The sequence below is a fragment of the Streptomyces sp. NPDC057694 genome, from assembly GCF_042799415.1.
Taxonomy (GTDB): domain Bacteria; phylum Actinomycetota; class Actinomycetes; order Streptomycetales; family Streptomycetaceae; genus Streptomyces.
The window spans coordinates 1,294,111-1,310,896 of the sequence record NZ_JBHVIX010000001.1 but is presented as its reverse complement, the minus strand read 5'-3'; the positions used below and the strand labels follow the sequence as shown (position 1 = coordinate 1,310,896).

15 protein-coding genes and 1 riboswitch are annotated in these 16,786 nt (G+C 72.6%); of the genes, 8 read left to right on the top strand and 7 right to left on the bottom strand.

The genetic code is table 11. The features are described 5' to 3' along the window. Window positions 1-23: 23 nt before the first annotated feature. Window positions 24-821: a tyrosine-protein phosphatase gene (locus ACFVDP_RS05990; RefSeq protein WP_383483870.1), complete on the bottom strand. Its 798-nt coding sequence runs from the start codon at window positions 819-821 to the stop codon at window positions 24-26. A gap of 351 nt (window positions 822-1,172) precedes the next feature. Beyond that, window positions 1,173-1,372, top strand: a riboswitch (cyclic di-AMP (ydaO/yuaA leader). 5 nt (window positions 1,373-1,377) lie between these two features. On the opposite strand from ACFVDP_RS05990, the gene ACFVDP_RS05985 reads away from it, so the two are divergent. Together ACFVDP_RS05985 and ACFVDP_RS05980 are read left to right on the top strand one after the other, a co-directional pair. Then, window positions 1,378-2,124 (top strand): peptidoglycan DD-metalloendopeptidase family protein, encoded by a 747-nt coding sequence (locus tag ACFVDP_RS05985; RefSeq protein WP_383483867.1) that lies wholly within the window; start codon window positions 1,378-1,380, stop codon window positions 2,122-2,124. 211 nt (window positions 2,125-2,335) lie between these two features. Continuing rightward, the gene (locus ACFVDP_RS05980) at window positions 2,336-3,121 is read left to right on the top strand and encodes an SGNH/GDSL hydrolase family protein (protein WP_383484374.1); all 786 of its coding nucleotides are present in this window, start codon (window positions 2,336-2,338) and stop codon (window positions 3,119-3,121) included. 27 nt (window positions 3,122-3,148) lie between these two features. Here ACFVDP_RS05980 and ACFVDP_RS05975 read toward each other — a convergent pair whose 3' ends face one another. From ACFVDP_RS05975 to ACFVDP_RS05965, 3 genes are all read right to left on the bottom strand, one after another. Next, window positions 3,149-3,766 (bottom strand): TetR/AcrR family transcriptional regulator, encoded by a 618-nt coding sequence (locus ACFVDP_RS05975; protein WP_383483865.1) that lies wholly within the window; start codon window positions 3,764-3,766, stop codon window positions 3,149-3,151. A gap of 104 nt (window positions 3,767-3,870) precedes the next feature. Next, the gene (locus ACFVDP_RS05970) at window positions 3,871-4,590 is read right to left on the bottom strand and encodes an alpha/beta fold hydrolase (RefSeq protein WP_383483862.1); all 720 of its coding nucleotides are present in this window, start codon (window positions 4,588-4,590) and stop codon (window positions 3,871-3,873) included. 28 nt (window positions 4,591-4,618) lie between these two features. Further along, window positions 4,619-5,575: an alpha/beta hydrolase gene (locus ACFVDP_RS05965; RefSeq protein WP_383483859.1), complete on the bottom strand. Its 957-nt coding sequence runs from the start codon at window positions 5,573-5,575 to the stop codon at window positions 4,619-4,621. Between the two features lie 242 nt (window positions 5,576-5,817). Between ACFVDP_RS05965 and ACFVDP_RS05960 the strand changes: the two genes are divergently transcribed. From ACFVDP_RS05960 to ACFVDP_RS05950, 3 genes are all read left to right on the top strand, one after another. After that, window positions 5,818-8,076 carry an ATP-binding protein gene (locus tag ACFVDP_RS05960; protein WP_383483856.1) on the top strand — a complete coding sequence of 753 codons (2,259 nt, stop codon included), beginning with the start codon at window positions 5,818-5,820 and terminating at the stop codon, window positions 8,074-8,076. Between the two features lie 149 nt (window positions 8,077-8,225). Next, window positions 8,226-9,212 (top strand): helix-turn-helix domain-containing protein, encoded by a 987-nt coding sequence (locus ACFVDP_RS05955; protein WP_383483853.1) that lies wholly within the window; start codon window positions 8,226-8,228, stop codon window positions 9,210-9,212. A 137-nt stretch (window positions 9,213-9,349) separates the two neighbouring features. Further along, a complete protein-coding gene (locus ACFVDP_RS05950) occupies window positions 9,350-9,940 on the top strand; it encodes a Dps family protein (RefSeq protein WP_383483850.1) in 591 nt (196 codons plus the stop codon). 116 nt (window positions 9,941-10,056) lie between these two features. On the opposite strand, the gene ACFVDP_RS05945 is transcribed toward ACFVDP_RS05950, so the two are convergent. Next, window positions 10,057-11,253 carry a Glu/Leu/Phe/Val dehydrogenase dimerization domain-containing protein gene (locus ACFVDP_RS05945; RefSeq protein ID WP_383483847.1) on the bottom strand — a complete coding sequence of 399 codons (1,197 nt, stop codon included), beginning with the start codon at window positions 11,251-11,253 and terminating at the stop codon, window positions 10,057-10,059. A 231-nt stretch (window positions 11,254-11,484) separates the two neighbouring features. Between ACFVDP_RS05945 and ACFVDP_RS05940 the strand changes: the two genes are divergently transcribed. Continuing rightward, window positions 11,485-12,645, top strand: a complete 1,161-nt coding sequence (locus ACFVDP_RS05940; RefSeq protein ID WP_383483844.1) for an MBL fold metallo-hydrolase — start codon at window positions 11,485-11,487, stop codon at window positions 12,643-12,645. 185 nt (window positions 12,646-12,830) lie between these two features. Here the strand turns inward: ACFVDP_RS05940 and ACFVDP_RS05935 are convergent, their stop codons facing one another. Then, on the bottom strand, window positions 12,831-13,580 hold the full coding sequence (locus tag ACFVDP_RS05935; protein ID WP_383483842.1) for a dienelactone hydrolase family protein: 750 nt from the start codon (window positions 13,578-13,580) through the stop codon (window positions 12,831-12,833). 70 nt (window positions 13,581-13,650) lie between these two features. Beyond that, window positions 13,651-14,094 carry a VOC family protein gene (locus tag ACFVDP_RS05930; protein ID WP_383483839.1) on the bottom strand — a complete coding sequence of 148 codons (444 nt, stop codon included), beginning with the start codon at window positions 14,092-14,094 and terminating at the stop codon, window positions 13,651-13,653. Between the two features lie 248 nt (window positions 14,095-14,342). Between ACFVDP_RS05930 and ACFVDP_RS05925 the strand changes: the two genes are divergently transcribed. Together ACFVDP_RS05925 and ACFVDP_RS05920 are read left to right on the top strand one after the other, a co-directional pair. After that, complete coding sequence (locus tag ACFVDP_RS05925; RefSeq protein ID WP_383483836.1) at window positions 14,343-16,160, top strand: sensor histidine kinase; 1,818 nt, start codon at window positions 14,343-14,345, stop codon at window positions 16,158-16,160. 191 nt (window positions 16,161-16,351) lie between these two features. Further along, the gene (locus ACFVDP_RS05920; RefSeq protein ID WP_383483833.1) at window positions 16,352-16,786 is read left to right on the top strand and encodes a roadblock/LC7 domain-containing protein; all 435 of its coding nucleotides are present in this window, start codon (window positions 16,352-16,354) and stop codon (window positions 16,784-16,786) included.

Sequence of the window (16,786 nt, the reverse complement as noted above, 5' to 3'; positions counted from 1 at the left end):
CCCCGCTCCGGGCTCCGGGCGGATCAGTCCACGAGCCGCTCGCGCAGCCGGTCGCGGTCGGCCTCGCTGAGCTTCAGGCCCTCCGCGAAGTAGCGGTCGGTGGTGCCCCACGTCTGCTCGATGGTGTCGAAGGCCGCGTGGAGGTACTCGGCGCGGGCGTCGAAGAGCGGTGAGAGCAGCTCCATGATCTCGGGGGAGTAGGCGTCGCCCGACCCGCTGCCCCGGCGGACCTTGTAGCGGCGGTGCTTCTCGTTCGACTTCAGGTAGTCCGCTTCGATGGCGTCCCGCTCGACGCCGACCGCGAGCAGCGTCACGGCGATCGACAGCCCCGCGCGGTCCTTGCCTGCCGCGCAGTGCATCAGGGCGGGCGTGCTGTCCTCGGCCATCGCGTGCAGCACCCGGCTGTGCTCGCCGGTGCGGTCGCCGATGATGGACCGGTACGAGGTGATCATGCGCTGCGCCCCTCGCCCGTCGGAGAGCAGGGCGCGCAGCTGGTCGAGGTCGCCGTCGCGGACCATCTTCCAGAACTCGGCGCCGTCGGCCGGGTCGGACAGTGGCAGATTCACATTGCGCACGCCGGGCAGCTCGACATCGGCGCCCTCCAGCTTCTGGTCCGCCGCGTTGCGGAAGTCGAAGACGGTGTGCAGGCCGAGGGAGGACAGGAACGTCGCGTCCTCGGCGGTGGCGTGCGCGAGGTGACCGCTGCGGAAGAGCACGCCGGGCCGCACCCGCCCGCCGTCCACGGTCGGCAGGCCGCCCACGTCGCGGAAGTTGCGCACTGCGGTCAGCTCGGGCTCGGTGGACGGGGCGTGCTGCGTCACGGGGGCTCCTCCGAATTCGGGCGCTCCGGCGCCGCTCGCCGGTGGGCCTGCACCTGACGATACGACATGGATTCCGCAGGCAACCATCCGTCTGTTATGTCCAGTTCTGGGTCAACTGTCCCTAAGTGAGCGGGGATTGTGGACGTCCGCGTGAGCGGGCTCATAGAGGTGACGGTGCGTGGTTGTTCTCGTGGCGGCCGGACGACGGAATTCCCGCAGGTATGGCGCTGGTAAAGGAGAAGAGGCGACAGAGGGTCACACAGAAATCTCTCAGATGATCAATGAAAGCCCCGGAATTCGAATTCGATGTTTGTCGCGGCCGGTTCCGCTGCCTTACGGTCACCCATCACACCGGACGGAACGCCTAATCCTGCCGCCGCCCGGAATTCCCACAACGACCCGTGACGGCAGGAGCGGGGGACCCACAGGCAGTACGCCGCCGAGGGATTTCCCGACGTGGCTCGGGGTGCAGCCGGTCTCCTTCCCGGGATCCGGCCGGACATCTCCAGTCCGAACCCGACAGCTCACCTCGCAGGCGACGGAGAGGAAAAGCGTCATGTCCGCACAGGCGAAGCACCGCCGTCCGAAGACCCGCCGCGCCACCCGCGCCGCCGCCCTCGCCACCGTCGGAGGAGCCGCGCTCGCGCTGCCCCTCATCGGCGCCACCGGAGCGCAGGCCGCCGACTCCGGCACCACCACGTACACCGTGAAGTCCGGCGACACCCTGGCGAAGATCGCCCAGAGCCAGGGCGTCGACGGCGGCTGGAAGCAGCTCTACCAGGACAACAAGAGCGTCATCGGCGCCAACGCGTCCCTGATCACGCCCGGCACCAAGCTCACCGTCGGCGGCGCGAGCGGTACGTCCACCACGGCCACCCAGGCGAGCGACACCTCGGGCAGCGGCTACGTGAAGCCGGTCGAGGGGTCCATCGGCACCCAGTACCACTCGTCCGGCGCCATGTGGTCCAGCGGCTACCACACCGGCACCGACTTCATCGTCTCCACCGGCACCTCGGTCAAGGCCGTCAGCAACGGCACCGTCGTCTCGGCGGGCGACGGCGGCGCGTACGGCAACCAGATCGTCATCAAGAACGCCGACGGCTACTACTCCCAGTACGCCCACCTGTCCTCGGTCGGCGTCTCCGCGGGCCAGACGGTCACGGCAGGTCAGCAGATCGGGCTCTCCGGCGCGACCGGCAACGTCACCGGACCGCACCTGCACTTCGAGATCCGCACGACCGCGAGCTACGGCTCGGACGTCGACCCGGTCGCCTACCTGCGCAGCCACGGCGTCACCCTCTGACCTGCGGCACATCTCACGCGACACACGCGTCACACCCGGCTCCCAGATATTCCCTGGGGGCCGGGTGTGTTTTGTCACCACTCGTCAACCCCTGGTTACGGTCGCGTAGGTCACACCTCGGGGTGAAAGATGTGTGGTCGTGGCAAACGAATCGAGAGCACTCACGGACGCAGCGGACCCGGCCGAGACGACGGACACGCACGGCGGCGGCCTGATCCGCTCGTACGCCGCGGTGGGGGACAGCTTCACCGAGGGCGTCGGGGATCCCGGCCCCGACGGGACCTTCGTCGGCTGGGCCGACCGGCTCGCCGTCCTCCTGGACGACCGGGCCCCCGAGGACACCTTCCAGTACGCGAACCTCGCCGTGCGCGGCAAGCTCCTCGACCAGGTCGTCGAGGACCAGATCCCGCGCGCCGTCGAGCTCGCCCCGGACCTGGTGACCTTCGTCGCCGGCGGCAACGACATCATCCGGCCCGGCACCGACCCGGACGACGTGGCCGAGCGCTTCGAGAAGGCCGTGGCCCGGCTCAGCGGGGCCGCGGGCACCGTCATGGTCGCCACCGGCTTCGACACCCGTGACGTCGCCGTCCTCAAGCATCTGCGCGGCAAGATCGCCACGTACAACATGCATGTGCGGGCCATTGCCGACCGGTACGGCTGCGCGATGCTCGACCTGTGGTCGCTCAAGTCCATCCAGGACCGCAGGGCCTGGGACGACGACCGGCTGCACCTGGCCGCCGAGGGGCACACCCGGGTCGCGCTGCGCGCCGCCCAGGCCCTCGGCATCGAGGTGCCCGCCGATCCCGAGCAGTCCTGGCCGCTGCTGCCGCCGCGCGGCACGTTCGAGGTCCGGCGCGACGACATCCACTGGGCGCGCGAGTTCCTGGTGCCGTGGATCGGGCGCCGGCTGCGCGGCGAGTCCTCCGGCGACCGGGTGCAGGCGAAGGGGTTCCTCGACCCGCACGAGATCAAGCTGCAGCTGGAGTCCGCTTCCTGAAGGGTCCGGCGGGCCGGGGGAGGGGCGTCAGTGCCCTGACGTCAACTGAGCGCGCTCCAGGCCGAGTTCGCGGGCCAGCGCCTCGTCCACCCACTCCTGGGTGCGGGCCCGCGACACCGCGCCCCCGTACGTCGTCATCTGCACGGCGAGGCCGTCGAGGAGCGCCGTCAGGCGCAGCGCCGTGGCCATCGGGTCCGGGCAGCTGAACTCGCCCGCCGCCACGCCCTCGGCGACAACCTCGGCGAGGGCCGCCTTCCACTGCTTGTCGAGGCCCCCGGTGACCTCGCGCAGCGCGGGTTCGCGCAGGGCGACGGCCCAGCCCTCGATCCACAGCCGCCATCCCTTGGCCTGGCCGGTCGGGGCGTACCAGCGCACCGCCGCGCGCAGCCGCTTGAGCGCCGTGGTCCGGCGGCCGAGCAGCTTGCGCAGATGGGCCAGGTCGTCCTCGGCGGCGTAGGTGAACGCGGCCGACACGAGCTTCTCCTTCGTCGAGAAGTGGTACAGCACCAGGGCGTTGCTCACCCCGAGCGCCGACGCCACGTCGGCGATGCGCACGGCGGCGACGCCGCGCACCTCGATCTGCTCGATGGCGGCCCGCAGCAGTTCCTCGCGCCGTTCGGCCACGCTCAACCGGACTCTGGTCACCGGGCAACCCTAGTTGTTGGAGGTGCCCCGGCGCTCCGGCTCCACAGAGTGGGGCCCGGGGCCGCCGCGCTCGCACGAGACGTGCGGGGCGGCCCCGGACGGGGTCAGCCCGCGGCCCGCACCGCCGTGCGGATCACCTCGGCGACCTCCTTGGGACGGGAGACGGCGATCGCGTGCGAAGCGCCGTCGACCTCGACGACGGTGGCGCCGGCGCGGGTGGCGCCGAACCGCTCGACCTCGGGGTTGATCGCCTGGTCGGCGCCCGCGATCACGGCCCACGACGGCGTGGTCCGCCAGCCCGCCGCGCTCGCCTTCTCCTCGAACGCACTCGCGGCGAGCGGGCGCTGGGCCACGGCGAGGACCGTCGTCGTCTCCGCGGGCACATCGGCGGCGAAGATCGCGGGGAACGCGTCCTCGGCGATGGTGACCTCGACGGCCGGCTCGCCGTCCGCGACCGGGTACGTCCACTGCTTCAGATTGCTGACCAGCGGCGACGCCGGGAAGCGGCCCTGGAGTTCGCCCAGGCTCTCCCCCTCTTCGAGGACGTACGCGGCTACGTAGACCAGGCCGACGACGTTCTCGGCGGCGCCGGCGACCGTGATCAGGGCGCCGCCGTAGGAGTGGCCGGCCAGGACGACGGGACCGTCGATCTGGGCGACCACCGAGGCGATGTACGCGGCGTCGGCGGCCAGGCCGCGCAGCGGGTTCGGCGGGGCGATCACCGGGATGCCGTCGCGCTGGAGCTCGGCGATGACTCCGGACCAGCTCGCGGCGTCGGCGAAGGCGCCGTGGACCAGGACCACGGTCGGGGTGGGGTTCGTCATGAGGTGTCCTTCAGGGAGGCTGTGGGCGTCAGGCGGTGTGCAGGGCGGAGCGCAGGGTGCTGATCGCCAGCGCGATCGCGGCGTCGGCGGCGTGCGTCTCGCGCAGCGCGTTGAGCATCACGAAGTCGTGGATGATGCCCTGGAAGCGGACGGCGGTGACCGGGACACCGGCCTCGCGCAGCTTGTTCGCGTACGCCTCGCCCTCGTCGCGCAGCACGTCGGCCTCGCCCGTGATGACCAGGGCCTTCGGGAGCCCGGTCAACTGCTCGGTGGTGGCGCGCAGCGGGGACGCCGTGATCTGGGCGCGCTCGGCCTCGTCGGTCGTGTACTGGTCCCAGAACCACTGCATGCCGTCGCGGCGCAGGAAGTAGCCGGTGGCGAACTGCTCGTAGGAGCCGGTGTCGAAGGCGGCGTCGGTCACCGGGTAGAAGAGGACCTGCTGGAGCAGCGGGACGCCGCCGCGCTGCTTGGCCATGAGGGTGAGGGCGGCCGTCATGTTGCCGCCCACCGAGTCACCGGCGACGGCGAGCCGGTCGCCGTCGAGGTCCTTGGTCGCGCCCTGGTCCACGATCCAGCGGGCGACGGCGAAGTTCTGCTCGATGGCGACCGGGTAGCGGGCCTCGGGCGAGAGGTCGTACTCGGGGAAGACGACGGCCGCGCCCGTACCGACGGCGAGTTCGCGCACCAGGCGGTCGTGGGTGTGGGCGTTGCCGAAGACCCAGCCGGCGCCGTGGATGTACAGGACGACCGGAAGGACGCCCTCGGCGCCCGCGGGACGGACGATGCGGGCGCGGACGCTGCCCGTGGGGCCGCCCTCGACGGTGATCCACTCCTCGTCGACCTCGGGCAGCTCGACCGGGCCCGACTGCACGTCGTCGACGGCCTTGCGGCCCTCCTCGGGGTGCAGCTGGAAGAGGTAGGGCGGGTTGGCGGTGGCCTCGGCGAAGGCGGTCGCGGCGGGTTCGAGTACCGGGTCGACGGACATGGGTGTGCTCCTGCGGTTCACGGGGGGTGGCGAAGGCCGGTCCCGGACGGACCGTGCCCCAGGACGGTAGGCGCGTCCGGGGGACGGCAGTTGACCGCGAGCGCACCGGCCCTGTCCCGACCGTGCACGTCCGGATCGGCCTGACCGGATTGGCATGATGGCGACTGTTAACACTGCCGATGCCCGCAAGTGCGCCGCACCTCCTAGAATCAAACCTTGATCATGGGTGCGTGGGGGTAGTGGTGTCAGAGGATCGAACGTCGTTCGGGGCGTTGTTGCGGGATCTGCGGGTGGCCAGGTCGCTGACCATCGAGGGGCTCGCCGAGGCGTCGGGCATGAGTGTGCGCGGTATCGGTGACCTGGAGCGGGGGCGCCGTGCGGCTCCGCAGCGGCGCACCGTGGCCGCGCTCGCGGACGGCCTGGGCCTGGCCGAGGCCGAGCGGGAGAGCCTGCTCGCGGCGGCCAGGACCGGCCGGACGACCGGCTACAGCCCGGCCGGGGTGCAGGCGTTTCCGCGCGGGGCCGAGGACTTCGTGGGGCGGGAGCCGGAGCTGCGCCGTCTCGCCGACCTGGCCGCGGCGGACCGCACGGCCGGCGGACAGGCCGTCGTCGTCGCGGTGTCCGGCGCCCCCGGAGCCGGTAAGACGACCCTCGCGCTGCACGCCTCGCGGCAGCTCGCCGGGGACTTCCCGCACGGCCAGCTGATGATCGACCTCTGCGGTACGGACGAGGAGCCGCCACCGGCGGCCGAGCTGATGGTCGCCGTGCTCAAGGCGCTCGGCACCCCGGACCGGGACCTCGCCAAGGCGGGCGCCGCCGGCCGCCCCGAGCTGTACCGGCGCGTCCTCGCCGACCGGCGCTGCCTGCTGGTGCTGGACAACGCGCGCGACGAGGCGCAGGTGCGGCCGCTGCTGCCGGGTTCGGGTCCGGCCATGGTGATCGTCACGAGCCGGCGCATGCTGACCGGTCTCGACGCGGTGCACCGGATACCGCTCGGCGAACTGAGCCCCGGCGAGGCCGCCGAGTTCCTCACCCTGCTGATCGGCAAGGAGCGCGCGGCGGCGGAACCGGACGCCCTCGCCGACGTCGCCCGGCGCTGCGGCCACCTGGCGCTCGCCCTGCGCATCGCGGGCAACTGGCTGGCCACCCGCACCGGTTGGACCGTGCGCAGGCTCGCCGACAGACTCGGGCACGCGGAGCGCAGGCTCGACGCGCTGACCGCGGGGGACGTACGGGTGAGCGGCGCCTTCGACCTGTCCTACCGGCAGCTGACGGCGACGGCCGCCCGGATGTTCCGGCGCCTGGCACTGGTACCGGGCCCGGACGCGAGCGCCGCACTCGCCGCGCGGCTCACCGGACAGGAGCTGTTCGACGCCGAGGACACCCTGGAGGAACTGGTCGAGGCCGGACTGCTCGGCTCGCGCGAGGACCGCTACCGGCTGCACGACCTGCTGCGCCTGTACGCGCAGGCCCGTCTCACCGCCGAGGAGTTCGGGCCCGCCGCCGACGCGTCCCGGCAGGCGCTGCACCGCTGGCTCCTGGAGACCGCGGTGGTCGCGGGCCGCTGGTACGAACCCGATCACGGGGCGCCGCCCGCCTCCTGGCGGGGCACGGTCGACCTGTCCAGCGCCGAGCGGGCCCGGCACTGGCTGCAGGCCGAGGGCGCCAACTGGCTCGGCGCCCTGCGCGCCGCCGCCCGCGACGGCGACCACGCCACTGTCGTCGAGGTGGCGGAGGCACTGCACTGGTTCTCCGACCAGTGGCTCTTCTGGGGGCACTGGCCGGAGGTCTTCGGCACCGCGGCGCGCAGCGCGCAGGCCCTCGGCGACCCGCTCGTCGAGGCGACCCAGCTCAACTACCACGCGTGGGCGGTCACGTTGTGCGAGGGCAGGCCCCGTGACAGCCTGCCGCTGTCCGCCGCGGCACTGGAGGCGGCGCAGCGCGCGGGCGATCCCGTGCAGCAGGCGTGGGCGCACCACTACGCGTCCTGGGCGCACCGCCTCCTGCACCAGCCCGAGGAGGCGTTCGAGGCGGCGGACCGGGCGGCGGAGATGTTCCGCGAGGCCGATGACGAACTCGGTCTGCTGCAGGTCCTGCACGGCCGGGCGCTGATCCTGGAGGCCGAGAAGCGCGACGACGAGGCGCTGACGGCCTTCCAGGACGTCGTCGCGTTCCTGGACGAGGCGGGCGACAAGGTCGAGCCGCACAGCGCCACCATCACCCGGCTCGGCCTGCTCTCCGGGATCGGCCAGTGCTCGGGGCGCCTCGGCCGCTGGACCGAGGCCGTCGACCACCTGGAGGCGGCCGTCGCCCTGTGCCGGTCGTCGGGGAACATCGGCCTCGAAGGGCGCACTCTGCTGCTGCTGGTCGACGCGCTGCTCGCCGCCGGCCGGCCGGAGCAGGCACGGCAGGCCCTCGCGCACTGTGCCGGACTCGGCCCCGACGCGAACCCGGAGATCGTCGCCCGCGCGCGCGAAAGGCTCGCCGGGTGGGAGGGCTAGGGCGTGTGTCGAGAGACCCGGCGGGCCGCACTGTCTCTCGCGGTCCGTGTTCGTGCCTCCCGTTTCTGCCTCCTTTGTGCCTGGAGTCCGGCCCCAGGCGCCGCTTGACTGGTGGGACGGGGTGACCACGCGTGTAGAGGAGAGCCTGGTTGAGCCTGTTTCTGACCACTGACGCGACGCCCGCCGAGGAGCGGCTCGCCCACTGGCACGACATCATCGGCCGCGCCCTGATGCCGATGCGGGTGACCCCGTACGCGCCGGACGGGGCCGTCTCGGGGCGGATCGTCGCCGACCGGCTCGGACCGCTGCGGCTGTCCACGATCGAGGCCGACGCCCAGCGGCTGACCCGCACCCGGGCGGACATCGCACGCTCGCCGCGGCCGTTCGTCGCGGCGCACGTACAGATATCCGGCCGGGCCGAACTCCGGCAGGACGGCCGCACCGCCACCGTGGCACCGGGCGGACTCCTGGTCCACGACACGGCACGGCCGTACACGCTGGACTTCCCGGAACCGTTCGCATGCCGGATCGTCCTGCTGCCGCGGCACGCCCTCGATCTCCCGGACGACGACCTGCGCCGCATCACCGGCACCGCCGTCGGCACCGACACCGGCGTCGGCGCGATCCTCATGCCGTTCCTCGCGACCCTGGTGGCGTCGGCGCCGTCCTGCCCGCCTGCGATCGCCGACCGGCTCGCCGCGGGCGCCCTGGACCTGTTCGGCACGCTGGTCGCCGAGCGGACGCGACCGGGGGACGGCGCGCGCGACGACCTCGTGCGGCGCATCCGGGACCACATCGACCGGCATCTGGCCGACCCCGGGCTCTCCCCGGAGACGGTCGCCGCCGCCCACCACATCTCCGTGCGCTATCTGCACCGCCTCTTCGAGAAGGAGGGCATCACGGTCGGCCGGCTCATCCAGCGGCGCCGACTGGCGCGGTGCGCACGGGAACTGCTGCGCGGCGGCGCCGCGGGGCCCGGCGTGGCGGCGGTGGCGCACCGGTGGGGGTTCGTCAGCTCCGCGCATTTCAGCCGGTCGTTCCGCGGGGTGTACGGCCATTCGCCCCGCGAGTGGCGGGCCTTGAGGACGGCGGCCGTCAGCGGCGCGGTGGACGAGGCCGTGGGCCTCGGGCACTGACGCGGACGGTGACCCGGACGCTGAGGGTCACGCACGCGTGCGCCGACGGACAACACGCTGTTCGGGCACGCGCCTAACGTCACTGTTCCAGTACAGCGGCACGGTTCGTACGGTCCGCACGGCTCCGGAGGCACACCATGACGACCACACCCACCGTCACCACACCCACCACCACGACGGGCGACGGCGCGGACACCCGGCAGGAGCCGGTGATCCAGCACTTCGGGACGGTCAAGGGATTCCCGCTCGGCCTGACCGACGAGGCGCGTACGTACGGCTGTGAGCGCCTCAACAGGATCCTGGCGGACACGCAGATCCTGTACGGCCTCTACAAGAAGCACCACTGGATCATGCGCGGCCCGACCTTCTTCCAGCTCCACCTCCTGCTGGACAAGCACGCGCAGGCGCAGCTGGAGATCGTCGACGCCCTCGCCGAACGCGTCCAGACGCTGGGCGGCGTGGCCGTCGGCGACCCCCGGCACGTCGCGGAGCTGACCGCGGTGCCGCGCCCGCCGGACGGCGTGGAGCCCGTCCCCGCGATGCTGTCCCGGCTGCTCGACGCCCACCGGACGATCCTCGTGGAGAGCCGGGAGAGCGCCGCGAAGGCCGCCGCCCTGGGCGACGACGGCACCAACGACCTGCTGGTCTCCCAGGTGGTGCGCACCGGTGAACTGCAGGCGTGGTTCCTGGCGGAGCATCTGGTCGACACCCCGCTGGTCGGCGACTGACCGCTCTCGTCACCGCCCGTGCGGCCGCGACGCCGGGCCGGGCGCCGTCACCGGTACTCAGCCGGTCACAGGCATGAGCGAGCCACCGGTACCGGACAGTCACCGGTACCGGACAGTCACCGGTACCAGCCGAACCGTTCGGCGAGGACGGGCAGCCGGTCGGCGACGATCGCGTGCGCGGCCGCCCGCGGCGTCGTCCCGTCGGCCTCGGCGCGGGCCAGCATCAGGTCGATGAGCGCGCGCATGCGACGCCGTGTGTGGGCGAACGCCTCGTCCGCGTCGGCCTCGATGTCGCCGAAGAGAGTCCACCACCACCAGGCGTTCGTCCCGGAGTTGACGACCACGTCGGGCAGCACCGTGATGCCACGCCCGGCGAGCAGTTCCTCCGCGTCCGGGAGGACCGGCATGTTGGCGGCCTCGACGATCCAGCGAGCGGTGATCCGCCGCTGGTTCACGGTGTCGATCGCGTACGAGACCGCCGCCGGGACCAGGACTTCCGCGTCGGCCGACAGCCAGGCGTCGCCCGGCAGTTCACGGTCCCCGGGGCGCAGCGTCGAGCGGTCCACGGCGCCGTACGCGTCGCGGGCCGCGAGCAGCGCCTCCACATCGAGGCCGCCCGGGTTCGCGACGGTGCCCCTGTGGTCGGCGACCGCGACCACCGTCAGGCCCGCGCGCGCGAGGAACCGGGCCGTGGCGCCGCCCATGGTGCCGAGACCTTGCAGCGCGACACGGGTGCCCTCGTACGGGACGTGCGCGCGGTCGAGCGCCGCCAGCACCGATTCGGCGACACCGCAGCCGCCCACGAGTTCGTCGAGCCCGATGCCGTCCACGTCGACCGCGAAGGCGGCGGCGAGGCGCTCACGCGCGGCCGCCTCGTCGTCGAGCAGCGGGTACACCGCCTGGACGGACGAGACGAGGCCCGCCTCGGCCGCCGCCCTGTCGACCAGGTCCTGGGTGAGGCCGAGGTCCTCGCCCGTCGTCCAGCAGGACTCTATGTAGGGCCGCATCGCCTTCAGGTAGCGCACCAGGACGCCGTACGCCTCCGGGTCCCGCGGATCGCAGTCGATGCCGCCCTTGGCGCCTCCGAGCGGGATGTAGCGGCCCCGCGGGTCGTAGTGCAGCGCCTCTTTCATCGTCATGCCGCGCGCGAGTCCGGCCACCTCCGCCAGGGTGCAGCCCGGGCGCATCCGCAGGCCGCCGCTGGACACACCGCGGACCAGCCGGTCGACCACCAGGTAGCCCTTGCGGCCGCTGACATGGTCGGTCCAGGTCAGCTCGACCAGCGGGGCGGTGGGGGATTCGGGGGTGGTCATGCGGTCTCCTCGGGGACGGTGATCAGAGCTACCTACTGATTAGTCGGTCAGTATCAAGAGGCGCCGAGAACCCTGTCAACGCATACCGGGCGCCGGCCGGCTACTGACTGGTTGATCAGTTCGGGCGATCGGTTCGGGTCGTGGGCGCGGGGCGGGGACAAACCGGGGGCGCCGTGCGTTGTCGGTGGGGCCGCACATAATGGGAACCCTGATCGATCAACGGGAGGCGCCGTGTCACGTTCTCTGAGTTCCGGGCTGCGCTCACTGCAACCCGCCGCTTTCGGCGCCGAGCCCACCGGCGCGCGCCTGGAGCGCATCCGAAAGTCGCCGAACTTCGCGGACGGCTCCTTCCAGAACCCCGAGGGCACGCGCGTCCGCCCCGACGGTTCCATGATCGAGTTCGCGAAGGTCTACTTCCGCAAGGAGGAGCGCGCCCTGCGCGCCCCCACCGGCACCGTGCCCGTGCACGCCACGACCCTCGCCGACCTGTCGAAGCCGTCGGCGAGCGGCCTGCGCATCACTTGGATGGGCCACTCCAGCGTGCTGGCCGAGATCGACGGGGCGCGGGTGCTCTTCGACCCCGTCTGGGGCGACCGCTGCTCCCCGTTCGCCTTCGCGGGCCCCAAGCGGCTGCACCCCGCGCCCCTGCCGCTCGCCGCACTCGGCCCGGTCGACGTGGTGGTGATCTCGCACGACCACTACGACCACCTGGACATGCCCACGATCAAGGCGCTGGTCGACACCGACACCGTCTTCGCGGTGCCGCTCGGTGTGGGCGCCCACCTCGAGCACTGGGGCGTGCCCGCCGACCGGCTGCGCGAGCTGGACTGGCACGAGGAGACCAAGGTCGCCGGGGTGACGCTCACGGCGACGCCCGCCCGCCACTTCTGCGGCCGCGGCGTGCGCAACGCACAGCACACGCTGTGGGCGTCGTGGGTGGTCGCGGGACCCGACCACCGCGTTTACCACAGCGGCGACACCGGCTATTTCCAGGGCTTCGAGGAGATCGGCGCGGAGCACGGCCCGTTCGACGTGACCATGATCCAGATCGGGGCGTACTCCGAGTACTGGCCTGACATCCACATGACACCCGAGGAGGGCATGCGCGCCCACCTCGACCTCCAGGGCGGCCCGGTGAGCGGGCCGATGCTGCCGATCCACTGGGCGACGTTCAATCTGGCCCCGCACCCGTGGACCGAGCCCGGCGAGCTCTCCGCCGACGCGGCCCGCCGCGCCGCGGCCCGGATCGCCCTCCCTCGCCCGGGCGAGCCCTTCGAGCCGTCGGCCGAGTCACTCCCCACCGACCAGTGGTGGCGGCCGGCCGCGGCGGTGCCGGCGGGGGGCTGGCCGGTGGCGAGTGCGGGGGAGCCGGAGGTGGTGGTGGCGGGATAGGCGGCCGGGCGCTCCTGCTCGCCGACGACGCGTGACCGAGGGCATTCAGACAGGGGTACCGTCCCCGCGGGCGGTACCGATCCGGAGCCGACCCGGTACCCGCCGTCGCCCCCGCCACGGGGGCGACCGACCGCCGGGCCGCTGAGCGCGGTGCCGGGCGTCGGCCGCCCCTCCCGGAGGGGCTCTCAGCCCTTGCCCAGCTTCCTTTCGAGAAGCGGCAGCAGCCGCTCCCAGTGCCGCTGCGCCCCTTCGGTGTGGAACGCCGACGTGTCCGACATCGTGAAGCCGTGGACCGTGCCCGGATAGATCTCCGTCGACGCGGTGCGGCCCGCCGTGGTCAGGGCCCGGTCGAGCGTGGCCAGGGACTCGGGTGTCATGTCGCCCTCGGCCAGGCCGAGATGGATCTCTCCCGTGATCGCGGAGAATCCGTGGTGCGGGCTGTCCGGGGCGTCCGTGACCAGCGCCGCGGGATGGAACCCGGCGACGGCCGCGACCCGGTCCGGATGCGCCGCGGCGGTGCGCAGCGCCAGGGCTGCGCCCATGCAGTAACCGACCGCGGCGACCGGCCCGCCGCCCACCTCGGCCTGCCCGGCGAGGAACGCCAGATAGGCATCGGCGTCCCGCAGCGCGCGCTCCGCGGTGTGCGCCTGGATCATCGGCCACAGCCGCTCGAACAGCGCGGGCCGGGCCGCGTCGTCGATGTACTCGGGGAGCTCGACCACCGGGCTCGGCGTCTCCCGGTAGAAGACGTTCGGCACCAGCACGTAGTAGCCGTGGGAAGCCAGCTCGCGGGCCTTCTGCTCCAGCTCGGGACGCAGGCCGAAGGCGTCCATGTACAGCAGCACCCCGGGGTGCGGCCCACCGTGGTCGGGAAAGGCGGCGAAGGCGTCGGCCGTGCCGTCAGGAGTGGGGATCAACAGGGTCTTGGTGAACAAGTTCTTCCTCTCCGCTATCGAAACCCCAGGCTAGCCCCGGCGCCCGCACCGCCGACGGGGCTTCACGGCTTCACCCCGCGGAGCGCGAACCCGCCGCCACACAGAACTCGTTGCCCTCCGGATCCGCCATCACGACGTGATGCCCGTCGAAGGTCCGCAGGATCGTGCCGCCCGCCCGCGCCAACCGCTCCGCCTCCGCCACGACGCGGTCCCAGCGCTGCTCCGGTGAGCCGTGGCCCGGTACCCGTACGTCGATGTGCAGCCGGTTCTTCGCCGTCTTCGGCTCGCGCACCTTCAGGATCGACAGCCGCGGCCCGACCCCGTCCGGATCGCACAGCCACGCGCCGTCGTCCTCCTCCTCGTCCTCGGGCGGGCCGAACGAAGCCGCCCACTCCTCGCGCGTCGCGAACGGCGCGGGCGGGGGCTCGTCCACGTAACCGAGCGCCGTCTTCCAGAAGTCGGCGAGCACGGTCGCGTCCGCGCAGTCGAGCGTGAGGTCGAATCTCGTGGTCATGAGAGCCGACCGTACGTCCCGCCACTGACATCGCGGTCCGCGGACCGCAACCCCACGCGATATCGCTCTGCAGTGCGAGGACTCATACCAGAGCGGGACCTGGACCGTCCGAGTTTGGCAACTGCCCACCGCACTTACGACGTTGACGACTACCGTGAGTGGCCGCCGAGCGACGCCCGGTCGTCGCGACGTGCCCTCACCAGCCCAGACCCGAGAGCCCCCCACACCTGAGAGCCCGAGGACGCCGCATGTCTCAGCTTCGCCAGCCGGTCGCACGCGCAGACCGCCGTGAAGGCGGTCGGCACGGCAAGCCGGCCGGGCGGGCCGCCGCACCGCGACCGGCGGAGACCCACATACGGCCACAACTGCTGCGCATCGCCGTACTCCCCCCGCTCGCGGTGGCGCTCAGTGCCTGCGCCGCCGTCATCTTCCTCGTACGGTCCACCGGCGTACGCCCCAGCACCGAGCTGTGGGCGGTGCTCACCGGAGCCTGCGTCGTCACGTCGGCGGCCATCCTGATCGCCGCGGTGACCGCCGACCGCACAGCATCCGCCGTCCACTACCGGGTCGTCGGCCTGCGCCGCGCCAGCGCCCGGGGCCAGGCCGAACTGCGCGGCCTGGTCGATCAGTTGCGCAAGGGAGAGGGACCGCCACCGCGCCGCACTCCCCAAGCCCCGCCGCCGGGCGCCGACGACTTCGACAAGCTCTCCGCCGACCTGGCCCGAGCCCAGGACGTCGCGGTCACCGCCGTCGTGCAGGCCACCCAGCTCTCCAGCCAGGCGGGCAGCCAGCAGAAGGTCGACGTCTTCGTCAATCTCGCCCGGCGCCTGCAGTCCCTGGTGCACCGCGAGATCTCGATCCTCGACGAGCTGGAGAACGACGTCGAGGACCCGGACCTGCTCAAGGGCCTGTTCCACGTGGACCACCTGGCGACACGCATCCGCCGGCACGCGGAGAACCTCGCCGTCCTCGGCGGCGCCGTCTCACGGCGCCAGTGGAGCCATCCGGTGTCCATGACCGAGGTGATGCGCTCCGCCATCGCCGAGGTCGAGCAGTACTCCCGGGTCAAACTGGTCCCGCCGATCGACGGAACCCTGCGCGGGCACGCCGTCGCCGACTGCATCCACCTGCTCGCCGAACTCGTCGAGAACGCCACGGTGTTCTCCGCCCCGCACACCCAGGTCCTGCTCCGCGCCAATCTGGTGACCTCCGGGCTCGCCGTCGAGGTCGAGGACCGCGGCCTCGGCATGCCGGTCACCGAGCAGAACAAGATGAACGCCCTGCTCGCCGACCCCGACCAGGTCAACGTCGCCAGCCTGCTCCAGGACGGCCGTATCGGTCTGTTCGTCGTGTCCCAGCTGGCGCGACGGCACGGCATCACCGTCCGGCTGCAGACCAACATCTACGGGGGAGTGCAGGCCGTTCTCGTCCTGCCGCAGGAACTGCTGGGCTCCGAGGACGGCGAGCGGGCCCCCAGGGTGCGCAAGGCCACCGCCGCCGCGACCGCCGACAGTGTGCTGGAACCGCAGACCGCCGCTGCCGCGCCCCCGCCGCCCGTACGGGAAGTGCCTCCCACGCTGCACCCCGTACGCGAAGTGCCTCCCACGCCGCATCCCGTACAAGAAGTCCCACCCACATCGCCGCCGTCCGTCGCCGTGCCGCGCCGGCCGCGGCCGGAGACGCCCCCCGCCACGCCCGGCGCCCCCACACCTCTGCCCCAGCGCGTCGCGGGCAGCACCCGCGCCACCCCGGCCGAGGCGGTGCCCGGCATCCGTGCCGAGGACCGCGAGGCCGCCGCGCAGAGCCTGGAGGCTCCGCCCGCACCCGTGGCCGGACCGGTGCCCGGCACCATGGGCCGGCCCCAACTGCCCCGGCGCAGAGCCCAGGAGCACCTCGCGCCGCAACTGCGGGGCGGCCCGGCCCCACGCCAGGACGACGAGTCGCCCGTCGGGCACGATCCCGGCCTCATGGCGGCGTTCCAGCGCGGCATCACCCTGGCCGAGGCGGCCGATCCGCGTGAGATCCCCCTCCGCGGCCTGGGGGACGAGGGCGGTAGCGGCGGATGACACCCCTCCACGCGCGCGTGCGACGCCAGGAGATACCCGTCCACGCGCGCGTGCGGCGCCAAGAGATGCCCGGCGGGCCGCCGCACGCCGACTCTCCGGAGTCCCCCTCTCCCGTTCCCCCTGCCACCAGTTGTCCCGTGTTCCCGATCACCAGCACCACACCGAGCAGTCCACCAAGGAGTCGATCCCCCATGGCGAGCGATGTGCCGACGGGTCATGTGTCCGATCTCGACTGGCTGATGAGCGGCCTCGTCCAGCGCGTACCCCACACCAACAGCGCCGTGCTCCTCTCCTCCGACGGCCTCGTCAAGTCCGTGCACGGCCTGGACGTCGACAGCGCCGACCACATGGCGGCCCTCGCCTCCGGCCTCTACTCGCTGGGCCGCAGCGCCGGAGTCCGGTTCGGCGACGGCGGCGACGTACGACAGGTCGTCGTGGAACTGGACTCCGCACTGCTGTTCGTGTCGACCGCGGGATCCGGAACCTGTCTCGCGGTGCTCGCCGGACGCGAGGCCGACGCCGCCGTGCTCGGCTACGAGATGGCCATGCTCGTCAAGAGCGTGCGGCCCTACCTGGTGACAGCGCCCCGGCAGACCTCGGCCGAACCCACGGCGATGAGGAATTGA